We start from the raw sequence: 17,245 nt of genomic DNA on the forward strand, positions 1-17,245 counted from the left end.
GTAGCAATGACTGACGATCCTTGGGCTTTGTGCCATCTCGATGATTCGTTCGATGCCTCGGTGCTGGGCACCAAGGGGGCCCAGATCCAGTGGTTCGAGGACAGGGATGCCCTGATCCAGTTCCTGCTGGAGGATTTTGTCGACCTGCTGGCCGACGTGGGCGAGCTGGACGAGGAGCAGACCGAGAGCGCCCGCGAGCGCTTCACCCTGCTGGTGGAGCAGAGCCTGGATGATCGCACCCTGATGGATGCCATCAACGATCTCGCCTCCGGCCTGCGCCGCATTGCCTGGCTGGGGCCCCTCTCCGAACTGGCGGAGTTGAGCGACGACTTCGCAAGCGGGCTGCGAGCCTTCTTCTGGAGCCAATATGACGGTGACGAGGATGACCCCGAGGCCTGGGTGCCGGAAGATCTCTGGCCCCAGCTGGTGGAGTGCGCCGAAGAGTACATGGTGGAAGGAGACTTCTGAGCCACACCACAAACTGCGATAAGAAAACGGCTCCTCTATGGCGCCGTTTTGTCTGCATGCAACCGCCTCAGCCGTTGGCCGGTACCTCGTGCGCCGTGTTGGCTAGCACTGGCCCGATATACTTCTCTATCTGCAATTGGGCCATGTGGCCGCAGTTGCCCTGGGCCAGACTGGACGAGCCCTCGTCGAAGGTGAGGCAGTTGACGTTGCCGTTCTTGCAGATGCTGCCCGCTTCCCCCGGCTTGGCCGGATCGTACCAGGCCCCTTCACACACCCGCACTACCCCGGGCCGGATATCGGCGGAGATCAGGGCCCCCACCAGGATCTGGCCGCGCTCGTTGAAGGCCCGCACCAGATCGCCATCCTGGATGCCGCGCGCCTTGGCGTCGTCCGGATGGATCAGGATCGCCTCCCGATCGGCGATGGCGAACTTGTCCCGCAGCGGGGTGTTGTCGAGCTGGGAGTGCAACCGCTGGGTCGGGTGGGAAGTGTTGAGCGACAGCGGATAGCGCGCCGCCACCTCGCTCTTCACCCACTCCTTGGGCTCATACCACTTGGGATGACCGGCGCAGTCGGCATAACCCATGCCGGCCACCGTGCTGGAGAAGATTTCGATCTTGCCGGACGGGGTACCGAGCGGGTTGAGCAGCGGGTTTTCGCGAAAATCGGCGTGACGGATCCACTGGCGGTTGGCCTCCGGGATCGGGAAGCGGATGTAGTTGTTGGACTCCCAGAACATGTTGAACGGCGGTAGCGCCACACGGGCGCCACGGGCCTGCGCCGCCATGCCGTCGTACATCTGCTTGAGCCACCGCATCTCGTCCTTCCCTTCGGTGTACTGCTCCTGCACGCCCAGCTTGGCTGCGATGGCGCTGAAGATGTCGAAGTCGTTGCGGGCTTCAAACTGGGGGGGCACGCACTGGTGCATCGGGAAGACGTAGCGCTGGGAGTAGTCGCCCCCCATCTCCAGGTCGTTGCGCTCGTAGCTGGTGGTGACCGGCAGCACGATGTCGGCGTGTTTGGCAGTCGCCGTCCAGTAGGGCTCGTGCACGATCACGGTCTGCGGCTTGCGCCACGCCTTGACTAGGTTGTTGGTGTCCTGATGGTGGTGGAAGGGGTTGCCCCCCGCCACGTAGACCAGCTTGATGTCCGGATAGGTCACCTTGCGGCCGTTGAAGTCGATGGTCTTGCCCGGGTTGGCAAGGCAGTCGGCGATGCGGGCCACCGGGATCGGTGCCGGGCTGTTCTTCGGCGCGTTGCCGGCGGAGATCCCCGCCAGAATGCCGCCCTTGGCGGTGGGGCTGCCACCGGAGGAGTAGTGGTAACTGAAGCCGTAGCCGCCCCCCGGTAGGCCGATCTGGCCCAGCATGGCAGCCAGAGTGACCAGCATCCAGTTCGGCTGTTCGCCATGCTGCTGACGTTGCATGCCCCAACCGGCCATGATCATGGTGCGCTTGGCGGCCATGTCGAGGGCCAGCTGGCGGATCACCTTGGCATCGACGCCGCAGACGCTGCTCGCCCAGTCGGCGCTCTTCGGCTGACCGTCATCCTTGCCAAGCAGATAGGCGAGGAATTTGTCGAAGCCGACGGTGTAGCGATCGAGGAAGGCCTGATCGTGCTTCTTCTCGCTGTAGAGGGTGTGGGCCACCCCCAGCATCATGGCCACGTCGGTGTAGGCGTTCGGGGCAATCCACTCGGCGCCGACCAGCTTGGCGGTCTCGTTGTAGACCGGATCGATGCTGATGACGCGGGTGCCTTTCTCTTTCAGCGCCTTGAAGCCCGCTTGACCTTCATGATCCGGTATGTTCCAGCTGTTCTTCAGGGTCACCTGAGCATTGACCCCCCAGAGCACCACCAGTTCTGCGTTTTCCACCACGTTGGGCCAGGCGGTCTGCTGTTCGTACACCTCGATGGAGCCCATCACGTGGGACATGATCACCTGAGCCGCGCCGGTGGAGTAGTCACCGGCATAACCGGTGAAGCCGCCGGAGAGGTTCATCAGGCGGTGCAGCAGGGTGCGGCTGTTGTGGAACATGCCGACACTCTTCCAGCCGTAGGAACCGGCGTGGATCGCCTGCGGGCCGAAATCAGACTGAACGCGCTGGATCTCGCCGGCCACCAAGTCGATGGCCTTTTCCCAGCTCACCCGTACCCACTCGTCGGCACCGCGCAACTCCGGTCTGGCGCCCGGGCCGTGCTCCAGCCAGCTTTTGCGCACCATGGGGTACTTGATGCGGTTCTTGGCGTGGACCTGGAACGGCGCCATGTCGATGAGGTCATTCGGCGCTGGGTCATCGGCCACCGGCTGGACCCGCACCATGCGGCCCTCGGAGACGATGGCCTCGAAGGCTCCCCAGTGGGCGCCGGTCAGGATGCCCTTCTGGGCGGGCACCAGGGTGGGGAACTGCTCAAGGGCCGTGCTGACGGCCTTGGCCAGGGCGCTTTTCGGGAAGATACCGGCCAGCAGGGGCAAGGCGGCACAGGCCCCCAGCCCCTTGAGCAGAGTACGGCGGGAGAGGTTGGTCTGTTGGTCATTGAAAAAAGTCATGGGAGAGTCCTCTGTTCCTGCCTTAATGGGCCGCGCTCATGTCGCTGGCGTGTTTCTGCACGTATTGGGTGAGCATGCGCGCCTGCTCCGGGGTGAGGGAGGTACGGGACTCCATCCCCTTGATGACGCCGATCCACTGGTTGGCGTTGAAGTGATCCAGCGCGGTGAGGCCGTGACAGCCGGTGCAGTTGTTGGACATCAGGGTGGAGGCGTATTGCCACAGCTTGCCCTGGTCGCCGATGAGCTGGCTCTGGTCGACCCAGGCGGTCAGGCTGACCTGATGCCAGGTGAGGTTGGTGGCGCTGTCGGTCTCGCTCTTGCCGGTCACGAGGGCTTTTCTGGCGGCTTCGCCGACCAGCACGCTCAGGATCCGTTTGCCGGGGGCGGCGTAGAACACCTCGCTCACCCCGTCCTGCTGCCAGCCGTCGATGCGCACCTGGGCGCGGCCGTTGTCGTTGGCCAGCACTTCCACCTGGGTGGAGGGCATCAGGGTGCCTTCATCAGTCTTGGCGCCGGCATCCAGATAGAGCGGGGTGGTGGCGATGGCATAGCGGGTGGTGACGGTGGCCGGGGTCTGGGCGGCGGCTTGCGCCAGCTCGCTGGCACCGGCGGCAGCCAGGCCGCTCATGTCCGGCATGATGTGGGCAACGCCGCGGTGGCAGTCGATGCAGGTCTGACCCTCCTTGATGGCGACCGGGTGCTCGGCGCGGGCATTGGGGCGCTGGGCCAGGATGTCCATGGCGGCGTAGCTGTGGCAGCTGCGACAGGTGGCGGAGTCATTGGCCTTGAGCTGATCCCACACGGTCTGGGCCATGCGCAGCTTGTGGGCCTCGTATTTTTCCGGGGTGTCGAGGGTGCCGATCGCCTCGTGATAGATGTCTTTCACGGCGCGGATCTTGGTCCAGAGATAGGCGGCGGGTTCACTGGGGATGTGGCAGTCGGCGCACTCGGCGCGGATCCCCTTCACGTTCTGGAAGTGGACGCTGCCCTGATATTCGGCGAGGGGGGTCTGCATGGAGTGGCAGGAGACGCAGAACTCGGTGGAGCTGGTCTTGTGCAGCACGGTGACGGTGACGCCCAGTGCGGCGATCCCCAGCAGGGCCCCGAGCAGCAGAAGCCAGAACCAGGTCTTTCTCAACAGTTTTCCAAGCATGGTGACGGTGTCCTTCGAATTCGGGTATTACCAATATAGTAGTAGTCCCAGGATTCTAAGGGTTGACCTCGGTCATGGTTTTAATTTCGACATATAATTGATTTTTGGTTTTGTTATTTGTTTTGGCATGATTTATTGAATTTAAATCGCATTTTTCCCATACAGCGGGAGCGGGATGTGCGGTGGTGGGAGCGATGCCCAAGCCGGGGCGAGGAGGCAGTACGCCACCCCGGGGCTTGGGGTTTGTGGCGAGAGGATTGTATACTGTTCACATATACAGTATTCAGGTGTATCCATCATGCGACTCTTTATCGCCGAGAAACCCAGCCTTGGCCGCGCCATCGCCGATGTCCTCCCCAAACCTCACAAGAAGGGGGAGGGTTTCATCGAGACGGCGCAGGGAGACGTGGTGACCTGGTGCATCGGTCACCTGCTGGAGCAGGCCGAGCCCGATGCCTACGATGCCGCCTACAAGCAGTGGCGCATGGAATCCCTTCCCATTGTCCCGACCCAGTGGCAGCTGGTGGCCAAACCCAAGACCAAGGCCCAGCTGGCCGTCATCAAGGGGCTCATCAAGCAGGCGGACTGCGTGGTCAACGCCGGTGACCCGGACAGGGAAGGGCAACTGCTGGTGGACGAGGTGATCGACTTTCTCGGCTATCCCAAGACCAAACCGGTTCAGCGCTGCCTCATCAGCGATCTCAATCCCCCCGCCGTGCGCCGCGCCCTCGACAAGCTCAGAGACAACAAGGAGTTCGTGCCGCTGGCGGTGTCGGCGCTGGCCCGTAGCCGTGCCGACTGGCTCTATGGCATCAACATGACCCGGGCCTATACCCTGCTTGGCCGCAAGGGGGGCTGCAGCGAACTGCTGTCGGTGGGTCGGGTACAGACCCCCTTGCTCGGTCTGGTGGTGCGCCGGGATCTCGAGATCGAGGCCTTCGTTCCTAAGCCGTTCTACGAGGTGATGGCCCATCTGTTGACCCAGGGCAACGAACGCTTCACCGCCAGGTGGCTGCCATCGGAGGCATGTCTGCCCTGGCAGGATGAGGAGGGACGGGTGCTCAACCGGGCGCTGGCCGCCAAGGTGGTGGAGCGGATCCAGGGGCAACCCGCCCGGGTGGAGGCGGTGGAGGAGCAGGCGCGCAAGCAGGCGGCGCCGCTCCCCTACAACCTCTCCAGCCTGCAGATCGACGCGGCCAAGCGCTTTGGCATGGATGCCAAGCGGGTGCTGGATATCTGCCAGAGCCTCTACGAGCGGCACAAGCTCATCACCTATCCCAGATCCGACAGCCGCCATCTGCCGAGCGAGCACTTCAACCGGGCCGGCCAGGTGCGGGAGGCCATCGCCAGCACGGCCCCTGCGCTGGCCAGGGCGGTCGCCGAAGCGGATGGCAGGATCCGCAGCAAGGCGTGGAACGACAGCAAGGTGGATGCCCACCACGCCATCATTCCCACCGAGAAGAGGGGGAACGAGGGGAGCCTGGGGGCCGACGAGGCGAAGCTTTACGGCCTGATTGCCCGCCAGTATCTGCTGCAGTTCTACCCGCCGTTCGAGTACAACGACAGCAAGGTGTTGCTGCGCATCGCCGGAGGGCTGTTCCAGGCCAAGGCGCGCCGCATCCTCAAGGCGGGCTGGAAGGCGCTGCTCGGAGTGGAAGAGGATGACGAGGAGGAGGCGGGAACCCTGCCTGCCCTGAAAGAGGGGGAGGAACTGCTGTGCGAGCGGGGGGAACTGCTGGAGAAGATGACCCAGCCCCCCAAGCCGTTTACCGATGCCACCCTGCTTGCCGCCATGACCGGCATCGCCCGTTATGTGCAGGATCCCGAGATCCGCAAGACCCTGCGGGAGACCGACGGTCTGGGCACCGAGGCGACCCGGGCCGGGATCATCGATCTGCTGTTCAAGCGCCGCTTCCTGGTGCGCCAGGGCAAGAGCATCAAGGCCACCCCGACCGGGCGAGCCCTGGTCCAGGCGCTGCCCACGACCGCCACGACACCGGACATGACGGCACTGTGGGAGCAGAGTCTGGGTCAGATCGCCGAACGTCACGGCAGCTACCAGCAGTTCATGGGGCCGCTCACCGAGCAGCTCAACGGCCTGATCGAGGGGGCGCGGCAGGATTCCGGCGCCAGCTTCAGCGCGCTGCCCAAGGCGGCGCCCGGTGACAGCAAGCAACGCTTTGCCCGCCGCAAGCGGACTGGGTCCACCGCCGCACGCCCCCGCACGAGCACGGGCAAGAGTGCTCGTGTGGGGAAGAGCCCTGGAAAGAGCACTGGTAAGGGGACGACCAGGGGCAAGGCTGCCTGAGGCTGGTGCGCGCCGTGATCACATAAAAATAAGAAGAGGGGCCAGTGGCCCCTCTTTGCATGGATGGAGCGGCTTACCCCGTGTAGACGCTCTCTTCCGGATAACGGATGCGGGTCTCCACCGGGCGGGCCAGCATGATGGCCAGGGTGAGGGGCCCCAGACGGCCGCAGATCATCACCAGCACCAGGATCAGTTTGCCCGGTTCGCTTAGAGAAGCGGTGATGCCGGTGGACAGTCCCACGGTGGCAAAGGCCGAGATGGTCTCGAACATGATCTTGTCGAATGATTGCGACTCCGTGAGCATCAGCAGGAACATCGCCAGCATCAGCACCATGGTACTGACGATGATGATGGCCAGGGAGCGGGTCACTATCTGGGGTGACAGGGTGCGGCCGAAGGCGGTGACATGGGGGCGCTTGGTCAGAAACGCCCGGGTCGCCAGCAGAACGACGGCAAAGGTGGTGACCTTGATACCGCCCCCGGTGGAGGTTGCCCCGGCACCGATGAACATCAGCATCATCATGAACAGCAGGGAGGCCGGTACCATCTGGCCGATATCCACCGTGTTGAAGCCCGCCGTGCGCGCGGTGGCCGACTGGAAGAAGGCTGCCAGCCACTGGCTCCCGAAGGAGGCGTTGCCCAGGGTGCCCGGGTTGTTGTGCTCCAGCAGCCAGAACATCAGGGTCCCCAGCAGCAGCAGGGCAGGGGTCATCAGCAGCATCAGCTTGCTGTGCAGTTTCAGCTTGCGCCAGCGGCGGTTGCGCACCAGGTCGACGATGACGGTGAAGCCTACCCCCCCAGGATCAGCAGGGCCGGTATGGTCAGGCTGATGATGGGGTCATCCCGGTAGTCCATGAGGTTGTTGGCAAACAGCGAGAAGCCGGCGTTGTTGAAAGCCGACACCGCGTGGAAGAAGCTGACGTAGAGGCCGTGACCCCAGCCCATGTCGGGCACCCAGCGAATGGCCATGATGGCGGTGCCGATCAGCTGGGCAATCAGGGCGAACAGGACGATGCGTTTCACCAGCTGGACGATGTTGACGGATCCCTCCTGGCCCAGTGCCTCCTTGGCCAGCACCTGCTGGCGCAGCCCGACCCGCTTGCTGAACATGGCGATGAGCAGCAGTGTCATGGTCATCTGGCCGAGACCACCAATCTCCATCAATATCAACAGGATGATCTGCCCCTGCAGGGTGAAGGCGGTGCCGGTATCCACCACCCCGAGGCCGGTCACGCTGATGGCGGAGGTGGCGGTGAACAGGGCGTTGATGACGGTGACCTCACCCTTGTGGCTGGAGGGCTGGACCAGAAACAGGGTGCCAACCAGCAGGATGATGAGGAAACTGCCCAGGATGAGCTTGGCCTCGCTCCAGCGGGAGTTGTCTTCCCGATGCAGGGTGAAGGCGTAGTTGCTGCGCCAGTTGATCATAGGGTGTCGAGCCAGTGATCGATGGCGTGCTTGTTGCCGGCCAGGATCAGGATGTCACCGAGTTGCAGCTCCATCTTGCCGGTCAGGACGTTGTGCAGCACCTCACCCCGCTTGATGGCCAACAGCTGGAAATCGCTTTGCTGCAGCAGGCGCAAGTCGGCCAGGGTGCGGGTGTTTTGCTGCAAGCCGATCACGAACTCGGTCAGCACCATGTCGTGACCCAGCTCCAGGTAGTCGAACAGCCGGTTGTCCAGCATGCTCTGGGCCACCCGGCGGCCCATGTCCCACTCCGGGTTGATCACCTTGTCCGCGCCCACCTTCTGCAGGATCTTGGCGTGGAACTTGTCGCGGGCCTTGACCCAGACCTTCTTCACGCCCGCCTCTTTCAGCACCAGCGTGGTCAGGATGCTGGTCTCCAGGTTGTCGCCGATGGCGACAAAGACGATGTCGAAATTCGCCAGGCCCAGTTCGGCGACCGTGGCCTCGTCGGTGGCATCGGCCACGATGACGTGGTTGCAGAGGGTGGCTATCTGGCGGGTCTTGCTCTCGTCGATGTCGATGGCCAGTACCTCGGCATTCTGGCGCTGCAACTCTTCGCACAAGGCGCTGCCAAACAGGCCCAGGCCGATGACGGCGAATTGATTGTTCATGCATGCTTCCTCAGCGGGATGAAGGGGTTACTCTACTCCAGAGCCCTGAGTCCGAAAAGTGTCCGGGTTTTTTGTCCCGGGGAATCTGGGGTAAACTGCGCCCTTGTCCTTGTCGGAACACACAGATGAAACTCACCCCCCACGCCTCCCTGTCGACCCTCAATACTATGGGCCTGGACGCACACTGCCTCTGGCTGGCCGATGTGACCCGGCCGGATGATCTCGCGCAACTGCGGACTAACCCGGAGTTGGCCACCTTGCCGCGCCTGGTGCTGGGAGGAGGAAGCAACATCCTGTTCTGCGATGACTTTGCCGGTCTGGTGGTCCACAACGGCCTGAAAGGGATCACGCTGCACGAGGAGTCCGAGCACTGGCTGCTACACGTGGCGGCAGGTGAAAACTGGCACGAGCTGGTATGTCACGCCCTGCAACAGGGCTGGCACGGGCTGGAGAATCTGGCACTCATTCCCGGGACGGTCGGGGCGGCCCCGGTACAGAACATCGGTGCCTACGGGGTCGAGCTGGCCAGCGTCTGTGCCTACGTGGAGGCGTTCAACTGGCAGAGTGGCGAGGTTGAGCGCATCGCGGCGGCCGACTGCCGGTTCGGTTACCGTGACAGCATCTTCAAGCACGACTATCAGGACTCCCACTTCATCATCGCCGTCGGTCTGCGCCTGCCCAAGGCATGGCGCCCGGTCGCCGGCTATGGCCCGCTGGCGGCGCTGGGGGATGCCCCTTCGCCACAGGCCATTTTCGACACCGTCTGTGCCACCCGCATGGCCAAGCTGCCGGATCCGGCGGTGCTGGGCAACGCGGGCAGTTTCTTCAAAAACCCTGTGGTGCCCGCCGCCCTGGCCGAGACCCTGAAACAGCAATACCCGCAGATGCCCAGCTACCCGGCCGGCGACGGTCAGGTGAAGCTGGCGGCGGGCTGGCTGATCGAACAGTGCGGCCTCAAGGGGTTCGCCATCGGCCGTGCCGCCGTCCATCAGGAGCAGGCGTTGGTGCTGGTTAACCTGGGAGGCGCCAGCGCCATGGAGCTGATCGCCCTGGCGGCCCATGTGCGGGACAGCGTGGAGCAGAAGTTCGGGGTGGTGCTGGAGCACGAGGTGCGCTTCATGGGCCGCAGCGGCGAGACCCGGCTCGATGAGGTACTGGCATGATCCTGACCCCCATCCGGCAGACGCTGATCACCCTGCTCAGTGACGGCCAGTTCCACTCGGGCGAGCAGCTCGGCGAGCGGCTCGGCATCAGCCGGGCGGCGGTGAGCAAGCACATGGCTGCGCTCAAGGAGCTGGGGCTGGACTTATTCAGCCTGACCGGCAAAGGCTACCGGCTTGCGGTGCCCATGGCGCTCTATGACGAGGCGCAGCTGCGGGCGCTGGCGCCCATGGCACCGGTGCACTGCTTCCCGGTGATCGACTCCACCAACCAGTACCTGCTGGAGCGGGTCAATCAACTGAGCTCAGGCGAGAGCTGTCTGGCCGAGTGCCAGACCGCCGGCCGGGGGCGCCGCGGCAAGCCCTGGGTCTCCCCCTTCGGCTGCCAGCTGATCCTCAGCATGTACTGGCGGCTGGAGCAGGGCATGGCGGCCGCTATGGGGCTCAGCCTGGCGGTGGGGGTGGCCGTGGTGGAGGCGCTGGAGTCGCTCGGTTATCCAGGGGTTGAGCTCAAGTGGCCGAACGATCTCTACTATCAGGGCCGCAAGCTGGCGGGCATCCTGGTGGAGATGAGCGGCAGTGCCGGTGCCAGCTGCAATCTGGTGATCGGGGTCGGCCTCAATCTTGCGATGCCGAGCCGGGAGGGGGAGAAGATCGATCAGGCCTGGTCCGAGCTGCGCCACATCCAGCCCGAACTGGTGGACCGCAACCAGCTGGCTGCCTGCGTGCTGTTGCACCTGCAGCAGGCCATGCAGACCTTCGAACAGACCGGGCTGGCGAGCTTCGTCGAGAGCTGGAACCGGCTCGATCACTTCGCCGGCCAGCCGGTGAAACTGTTGATGGGGGGGCAGGTGATCCGCGGGATCGCCAGGGGCATCGACGATCGCGGGGCCCTGCGGCTGGAGACGGAGGAGGGGATCAAGTTCTACCTGGGCGGGGAGATCTCCCTGCGCCGGGGGGACTGAGACTCCATCCGGCATGAATGAGAAGAGGGGGCCCATGGGCCCCCTCTTCGTCGCTGTCATTATTTGCGCAGCTTGATCTGCTCGATGGCGTGCTCGTTGCCCTTGGTGAGGATGAGGTTGGCCCGCTCCCGGGTCGGCAAGATGTTCTCTTGCAGATTCAGGTAGTTGATATCCTGCCAGATGTTGTTGGCGATCTCGGTCGCCTCGCTCTCGGCCAGCTTGGCGTAGTGGTGGAAATAGGAGTCGGGATCCGAGAAGGCGCCGCTGCGGAATTTGAGAAAACGATCGATGTACCAGGTGCGCAGCAGCTCGGCATCGGCATCCACATAGATGGAAAAGTCGACGAAGTCCGACACGAACACGCGATGAGGGTCCTGGGGATAGTCCATGCCGCTTTGCAGCACATTGAGCCCTTCCAGGATCAGGATGTCCGGCTGCTCCACCACCTTCTTCTCGTCGGGCAGGATGTCATAGATGAGGTGGGAGTAGACGGGGGCCTCGACCTTCTCGTGGCCGGCGCGGATATTGGCGACAAACTCCACCAGATGGCGGATGTCATAAGACTCGGGGAACCCCTTGCGACGCATCAGGCCACGGGCTTCCAGCTCCTTGTTGGGAAACAGGAAGCCGTCGGTGGTGACCAGCTCCACCCTGGGGTGCTCCGGCCAGCGCTCCAGCAATGCCTGAAGGATACGGGCCGTGGTGCTCTTTCCCCCCGCCACGCTGCCGGCGATGCTGATGATATAGGTGCCCTTGCCGCGGGACTGACCGAGAAACTGCTCCAGCACCCGGCTGCGGCGCTGCTTGGCCTTGACGTAGAGATTGAGGAGACGGGAGAGGGGCAGATAGATCTCTTCCACTTCCCGCAATGACACCTTCTCGTTGATCCCGCGCAGGGTCTGCAGATCGTGCTCGGTCAGGGTCAGGGGGACCGCATCGCGCAATAACGCCCATTGTTCGCGGGTGAATTGCAAATAGGGGTTATGCTCTGTCGTCATGGTGTCATCACTGTTTCTTGGGCAGGGCGACCATACACCAAGGGATCGGGAGCGACAAGGGACGCGTCCGGTCGGGACGGAGAAGGAGCGTTTTTTTGCCTGGATCCCGGCATAAATGCACATTTTGCAAGGTGCAATGGTTGCATCCCCAAAATCCTTACCATAAAATGCGCGACGCTTGGATGTCTGTCGTCTATTTGCCCAGCAAAAGCGACAAAAACAACGGGTGCAAGCAGAATTACCGTTGTGGCATTTATGCAACTGGAGGGGTTCCCGAGCGGCCAAAGGGATCAGACTGTAAATCTGACGGCTCTGCCTTCGAAGGTTCGAATCCTTCTCCCTCCACCATATTTCTCTGCGGTTTGAGTTCTTTGGGTTAGAGAAATGCGGGCATCGTATAATGGCTATTACCTCAGCCTTCCAAGCTGATGATGCGGGTTCGATTCCCGCTGCCCGCTCCAAGATGCTGATATGGCTCAGGTAATTCTGAGAGCCACACCTTAGGGTGAGTTCGGCAATCGAACCAGCCTGTCAGCACCAACCTCTCTACTCCCCTTGATTCATATCCATCATATAAACTGTTCTGTGGTTAGCTTGCCACCGCGTACTCAGCGTTAGTTTAGAGGGACGATCATGTCTAAAGAAAAATTTGAGCGTAATAAACCGCACGTTAACGTGGGTACCATCGGCCACGTTGACCACGGTAAAACCACCCTGACCGCCGCCATCACCAACGTGCTGGCCAAGCACTTCGGTGGTAAAGCTTTCGCCTTCGACCAGATCGACAAGGCACCGGAAGAGCGTGAGCGTGGTATCACCATCAACACCTCCCACGTAGAATACGACACCGCTACCCGCCACTACGCTCACGTAGATTGCCCGGGTCACGCCGACTACGTTAAAAACATGATCACCGGTGCTGCCCAGATGGACGGCGCAATCCTGGTAGTAGCAGCGACTGACGGCCCGATGCCGCAGACTCGTGAGCACATCCTGCTGGGTCGTCAGGTAGGCGTTCCGTACATCATCGTGTTCATGAACAAGTGCGACATGGTAGATGACGAAGAGCTGCTGGAACTGGTCGAGATGGAAGTTCGCGAACTGCTGTCCGAGTACGACTTCCCGGGTGATGACCTGCCGGTAGTCCGTGGTTCCGCACTGAAAGCGCTGGAAGGCGAAGCTCAGTGGGAAGAGAAGATCCTGGAACTGGCTGGCCACCTGGACACCTACATTCCGGAGCCGGAGCGTGCCATTGACCAGCCGTTCCTGATGCCTATCGAAGACGTCTTCTCCATCGCAGGCCGTGGTACCGTAGTAACCGGTCGTGTAGAGCGCGGTATCGTCAAGGTTGGTGAAGAAGTGGAAATCGTTGGTATCAAAGATACCACCAAGACCACCTGTACCGGCGTTGAAATGTTCCGCAAACTGCTGGACGAAGGTCGTGCAGGTGAGAACGTTGGCGCACTGCTGCGTGGCGTGAAGCGTGAAGACGTAGAGCGTGGTCAGGTACTGGCCAAGCCGGGCACCATCAAGCCGCACACCAAGTTTGAATCTGAAGTGTACGTGCTGTCCAAAGAAGAAGGTGGTCGTCATACCCCGTTCTTCAAGGGCTACCGTCCGCAGTTCTACTTCCGTACTACCGACGTGACCGGTACCATCGAACTGCCGGAAGGCGTAGAGATGGTAATGCCGGGCGACAACATCAAGATGGTTGTTACCCTGATTGCCCCGATCGCGATGGACGACGGCCTGCGTTTCGCCATCCGTGAAGGTGGCCGTACCGTAGGTGCTGGTGTTGTAGCCAAAGTTATCGCTTAATCTTGGCTTACATAAATAAAGCAAAGCCCCTATAATAGGGGCTTTCTTATGCAGGGGCGTAGTTCGAATTGGTAGAACAGCGGTCTCCAAAACCGATGGTTGCGGGTTCGAGTCCTGCCGCCCCTGCCATATACCTCGTCTCGTACGGGGCTTTTGTGTCTTTGGTTACGTCAGATACAGGTGGGTTGTATGAGTGTTAGTTCTGAGGGTCAGGGCGGAAGCAAGGATACCCTGCTTTGGGGCCTGGTTTTCATCATCCTGGCGGCCGCTGTAGTGGGCAATTACCTGCTGAGCGACGTTATTGCTGCCGTCCGCGCCCTGGGTGTGGTCGTTGTCATCGCTGCTGCCGGTGCAGTGGCCCTGCAAACCACCAAGGGCAAGGCAACACTGGCGTTTGCCCGTGAGTCTCGCCTGGAAGTCCGCAAGGTCGTATGGCCGACCCGTCAGGAAGCCATTCAGACAACCCTGATTGTGCTGGCGGTGACTGCCGTGATGGGGCTGCTGCTGTTCGTGTTGGACGGCGCCTTGGTCTGGTTGGTCAACCTGATTACCGGTGTGTAAGGATAAGCCATGACTGAACAACGTGAACAGCGTATGAGATGGTATGTCGTGCAGGCATTTTCCGGCTACGAAGGCCGTGTTGCCAAATCCCTGCGTGAACATATCAAGATGCATGGCATGGAAGAGCTGTTTGGTGAAGTGCTGGTCCCGACCGAAGAAGTGGTCGAGATGCGTGCTGGCCAGAAGCGCAAGAGTGAGCGCAAATTTTTCCCGGGATACGTCCTGGTCCAGATGGTGATGGATGAAACCACATGGCACCTGGTACGCAATGTACCACGTGTAATGGGTTTCATCGGCGGTACCTCCGATCGCCCTGCTCCTATCTCCGATAAGGAAGCGGATGCCATCCTCAATCGTCTGCAAGATGCCCACGACAAGCCGCGTCCGAAAACCCTGTTTGAACCGGGTGAGATGGTCCGGGTTGCCGATGGTCCGTTCGCCGACTTCAACGGTACCGTTGAAGAGGTGGACTACGAAAAGAGCCGCGTGAAGGTCTCCGTACTGATCTTCGGCCGCTCAACGCCGGTAGAACTGGATTTTGGTCAGGTCGAAAAAGGCTGATTAATCTCTGTACGTTTAACGGTTGTCAGGGGCAGCGATTATCTCTATAATTCGCTGCCCCTTTATTTGTTGGGGAGCCGTTTGCAGGAGCATGTCTCCGAGGCGTTAGAACCCATTTTTGAGGTATTTTTGTAATGGCTAAGAAAGTCACAGCTTATATCAAGCTGCAAGTTAAGGCTGGCAGTGCTAACCCCAGCCCTCCCGTTGGTCCCGCTCTGGGTCAGCACGGCGTGAACATCATGGAATTCTGTAAGGCGTTCAACGCCCGTACAGAAAAGCTGGAAAAAGGTTCTCCGACTCCGGTCGTGATCACCGTTTACAGCGACCGTTCCTTCACCTTCGAAACCAAGACTCCGCCCGCTTCCTTCCTGCTGAAGAAAGCCGCTGGTATCCAGTCTGGTTCTGCCAAGCCGAACAAAGACAAGGTTGGTAAGGTGACTGTGGCTCAGCTGCAAGAAATCGCCAAGACCAAAGAGCCGGATATGACTGGTGCCGATCTGGATGCAAAAGTACGTTGCATCGCCGGTTCCGCTCGTTCCATGGGCCTGGTAGTGGAGGAGTAAGACAATGGCTAAACTGTCCAAGCGTATGCGCGTTATTCGCGAAAAAGTTGACGGTACCAAAGAGTACTCCATCAACGAAGCCATTGCCCTGCTGAAAGAACTGGCTACTGCCAAGTTCGTTGAAAGCGTTGACGTTGCCGTTAACCTGGGTATCGATGCTCGTAAATCCGATCAGAACGTACGTGGTGCAACTGTACTGCCGCACGGTACCGGTCGTGACATCCGTGTCGCCGTGTTCACCCAGGGTGCCAACGCCGAAGCCGCCAAGGCTGCCGGTGCTGAACTGGTTGGTATGGACGACCTGGCCGAGCTGGTCAAGAAAGGCGAGATGAACTTCGACGTCGTCATCGCATCCCCGGATGCCATGCGTGTTGTTGGTCAACTGGGTCAAATCCTGGGCCCGCGCGGTCTGATGCCGAACCCGAAAGTGGGTACCGTCACTCCGAACGTAGCCGAAGCCGTCAAGAACGCCAAGGCTGGTCAGGTTCGTTACCGTAACGACAAGAACGGTATCATTCATACCACACTGGGCAAGGTCTCTTTCAACGAAGTTCAGCTGAAAGAAAACCTGGAAGCGCTGCTGGTTGCCTTGAAGAAGGCCAAGCCGTCCTCCGCCAAGGGTGTATTCATCAAGAAAGTCAGCATCTCCACCACCATGGGTGCCGGTGTTGCCGTAGACCAAGCTTCCCTGGAAGCTCAGGCCTAATTGATGGGTTTTACAAGGCGCAAAATTTAATCTATAATTTTGCGCCTTGATTGGTTGGGGGTTTCGACCTCCGTCCAAGACCGCAGGAGGCCGCAAAGCCTTAATTCTTCCTGCGTAGACGGTGCCGGAAACCCAGCGAGAAAGATTCTTTCTCTTCTGGAATCCTGCTACCGCATCGTTCCCCTCTGTTGTAAAGGTAGGGGGGATGTGTCAGTACTGGGTCAACAGACCCGGATTCAATCCAGGAGTTAAGCCAATGGCATTGGGACTCGAAGACAAAAAGGCAATTGTTGCTGAAGTCAACGAAGCTGCCAAAGGCGCTCTTTCTGCAGTTGTAGCCGATTCTCGCGGCGTCACTGTAGAGAAGATGACCGTCCTGCGTAAGACCGCTCGTGAAGCTGGTGTGTACATGCGCGTTGTGCGTAACACCCTGCTGCGTCGCGCGGTAGAAGGTACCGAATACGAGTGCCTGAACGACGCATTTACCGGTCCTACCTTGATTGCTTTCTCTAACGAACACCCGGGCGCTGCCGCTCGTCTGTTCAAAGAGTTTGCCAAAGCGAACCAAAAGTTCGAAATCAAGGCTGGCGCTTTTAACGGTGAGTTTATCGCCGCAGCACAAATTGATCGTCTGGCCACGCTGCCGACTTACGAAGAAGCAATTGCGAAGTTGATGGCTACCATGAAGGAAGCCTCTGCTGGCAAACTGGTTCGTACTATCGCTGCTGTTCGCGACCAGAAACAAGCTGCTGCTTGATTCTCGCCTATCTAGGCTGTTTGAGTTTATTCAACATCAGGAATTTTTGTCATGTCTATCACTAAAGACCAAATCATCGAAGCCGTTGCTTCCATGTCCGTAATGGAAGTTGTTGAGCTGATCGAAGCTATGGAAGAGAAGTTCGGTGTTTCTGCCGCTGCTGCCGTCATGGCCGGCCCGGCTGCTGCTGAAGCAGTAGAAGAGAAGACCGAGTTCGACGTAGTTCTGACTGCTGCTGGCGCCAACAAAGTTGCCGTCATCAAGGCCGTTCGTGGCGCTACCGGTCTGGGCCTGAAAGAAGCCAAGGACCTGGTAGAAGCTGCTCCGACCAATCTGAAAGAAGCCGTGTCCAAGGACGAAGCTGAAGCTCTGAAGAAAGAGCTGGAAGCTGCCGGTGCTTCTGTTGAGATCAAATAATCTGCATTTATGTAGATTAGCCTGATAAAACAGGCTAAGGCTGGTGAATCTTTATTCACCAGCCTTTTTGCGCTGTAGACTGAGAGTATTTCACACCGTTCACGACTCTCGGTGCACCAGCAATCCGGACCGCCTCATCGTCCGGGCCAACACAAAACGGTGTTGAGACAGAGCTGTCCCGTGG

Annotated in this window: 15 protein-coding genes, 3 tRNA genes and 1 pseudogene; 14 read left to right on the top strand and 5 right to left on the bottom strand. The window is 60.5% G+C overall.

Annotated features, from left to right (window positions below; all coding sequences use genetic code 11):
- Positions 1 to 6: 6 nt before the first annotated feature.
- Positions 7 to 468 (top strand): hypothetical protein, encoded by a 462-nt coding sequence (locus C2U47_RS11725; RefSeq protein ID WP_045522787.1) that lies wholly within the window; start codon positions 7 to 9, stop codon positions 466 to 468.
- 67 nt (positions 469 to 535) lie between these two features.
- On the opposite strand, the gene torA is transcribed toward C2U47_RS11725, so the two are convergent.
- Positions 536 to 3,016 (bottom strand): trimethylamine-N-oxide reductase TorA, encoded by a 2,481-nt coding sequence (gene torA, locus C2U47_RS11730; protein ID WP_049636026.1) that lies wholly within the window; start codon positions 3,014 to 3,016, stop codon positions 536 to 538.
- A gap of 22 nt (positions 3,017 to 3,038) precedes the next feature.
- Entirely contained in the window at positions 3,039 to 4,169 is a 1,131-nt protein-coding gene (locus C2U47_RS11735) for a NapC/NirT family cytochrome c (RefSeq protein WP_049636025.1), read from the bottom strand.
- Positions 4,170 to 4,467: 298 nt separating this feature from the next.
- Here C2U47_RS11735 and C2U47_RS11740 point away from each other — a divergent pair, with 298 nt between their 5' ends.
- On the top strand, positions 4,468 to 6,477 hold the full coding sequence (locus C2U47_RS11740; protein ID WP_049636024.1) for a DNA topoisomerase III: 2,010 nt from the start codon (positions 4,468 to 4,470) through the stop codon (positions 6,475 to 6,477).
- Positions 6,478 to 6,550: 73 nt separating this feature from the next.
- On the opposite strand, the pseudogene C2U47_RS11745 reads toward C2U47_RS11740, so the two are convergent.
- Positions 6,551 to 7,905, bottom strand: a pseudogene (locus C2U47_RS11745) (TrkH family potassium uptake protein).
- Positions 7,902 to 8,555: a potassium channel family protein gene (locus C2U47_RS11750; RefSeq protein ID WP_010675965.1), complete on the bottom strand. Its 654-nt coding sequence runs from the start codon at positions 8,553 to 8,555 to the stop codon at positions 7,902 to 7,904. Before C2U47_RS11750 ends, C2U47_RS11745 begins: the two are co-directional and overlap by 4 nt.
- A gap of 125 nt (positions 8,556 to 8,680) precedes the next feature.
- Between C2U47_RS11750 and murB the strand changes: the two genes are divergently transcribed.
- Together murB and birA are read left to right on the top strand one after the other, a co-directional pair.
- Positions 8,681 to 9,718 (top strand): UDP-N-acetylmuramate dehydrogenase, encoded by a 1,038-nt coding sequence (gene murB, locus C2U47_RS11755; RefSeq protein ID WP_049636023.1) that lies wholly within the window; start codon positions 8,681 to 8,683, stop codon positions 9,716 to 9,718.
- Positions 9,715 to 10,680, top strand: coding sequence for a bifunctional biotin--[acetyl-CoA-carboxylase] ligase/biotin operon repressor BirA (gene birA, locus C2U47_RS11760; RefSeq protein WP_049636022.1), 966 nt, complete (start codon positions 9,715 to 9,717; stop codon positions 10,678 to 10,680). The genes murB and birA overlap by 4 nt, the downstream gene beginning before the upstream one ends.
- A gap of 59 nt (positions 10,681 to 10,739) precedes the next feature.
- Here the strand turns inward: birA and coaA are convergent, their stop codons facing one another.
- Entirely contained in the window at positions 10,740 to 11,678 is a 939-nt protein-coding gene (gene coaA, locus C2U47_RS11765; RefSeq protein WP_029314861.1) for a type I pantothenate kinase, read from the bottom strand.
- Between the two features lie 263 nt (positions 11,679 to 11,941).
- Here coaA and C2U47_RS11770 point away from each other — a divergent pair.
- From C2U47_RS11770 to rplL, 10 genes are all read left to right on the top strand, one after another.
- Positions 11,942 to 12,026 (top strand) — tRNA-Tyr (locus tag C2U47_RS11770).
- Between the two features lie 38 nt (positions 12,027 to 12,064).
- A tRNA-Gly gene (locus tag C2U47_RS11775) sits at positions 12,065 to 12,139 on the top strand.
- A 172-nt stretch (positions 12,140 to 12,311) separates the two neighbouring features.
- Positions 12,312 to 13,496: an elongation factor Tu gene (gene tuf, locus C2U47_RS11780; protein ID WP_005306325.1), complete on the top strand. Its 1,185-nt coding sequence runs from the start codon at positions 12,312 to 12,314 to the stop codon at positions 13,494 to 13,496.
- Positions 13,497 to 13,548: 52 nt separating this feature from the next.
- Positions 13,549 to 13,625: transfer RNA gene (locus C2U47_RS11785), tRNA-Trp, on the top strand.
- A 60-nt stretch (positions 13,626 to 13,685) separates the two neighbouring features.
- The gene (secE, locus tag C2U47_RS11790) at positions 13,686 to 14,057 is read left to right on the top strand and encodes a preprotein translocase subunit SecE (protein ID WP_010675960.1); all 372 of its coding nucleotides are present in this window, start codon (positions 13,686 to 13,688) and stop codon (positions 14,055 to 14,057) included.
- A gap of 9 nt (positions 14,058 to 14,066) precedes the next feature.
- A complete protein-coding gene (gene nusG / locus C2U47_RS11795) occupies positions 14,067 to 14,618 on the top strand; it encodes a transcription termination/antitermination protein NusG (protein ID WP_010675959.1) in 552 nt (183 codons plus the stop codon).
- A 134-nt stretch (positions 14,619 to 14,752) separates the two neighbouring features.
- A complete protein-coding gene (gene rplK / locus C2U47_RS11800; protein ID WP_005306313.1) occupies positions 14,753 to 15,181 on the top strand; it encodes a 50S ribosomal protein L11 in 429 nt (142 codons plus the stop codon).
- Positions 15,182 to 15,185: 4 nt separating this feature from the next.
- Entirely contained in the window at positions 15,186 to 15,887 is a 702-nt protein-coding gene (gene rplA / locus C2U47_RS11805) for a 50S ribosomal protein L1 (protein WP_010675958.1), read from the top strand.
- Positions 15,888 to 16,143: 256 nt separating this feature from the next.
- The gene (gene rplJ, locus C2U47_RS11810) at positions 16,144 to 16,644 is read left to right on the top strand and encodes a 50S ribosomal protein L10 (RefSeq protein WP_042016252.1); all 501 of its coding nucleotides are present in this window, start codon (positions 16,144 to 16,146) and stop codon (positions 16,642 to 16,644) included.
- Positions 16,645 to 16,695: 51 nt separating this feature from the next.
- Positions 16,696 to 17,061, top strand: coding sequence for a 50S ribosomal protein L7/L12 (rplL, locus tag C2U47_RS11815; protein WP_010675957.1), 366 nt, complete (start codon positions 16,696 to 16,698; stop codon positions 17,059 to 17,061).
- Positions 17,062 to 17,245: the final 184 nt, after the last annotated feature.

The organism is Aeromonas sp. ASNIH7 (assembly GCF_002903485.1).
Classification (GTDB): Bacteria; Pseudomonadota; Gammaproteobacteria; order Enterobacterales; family Aeromonadaceae; genus Aeromonas; species Aeromonas caviae.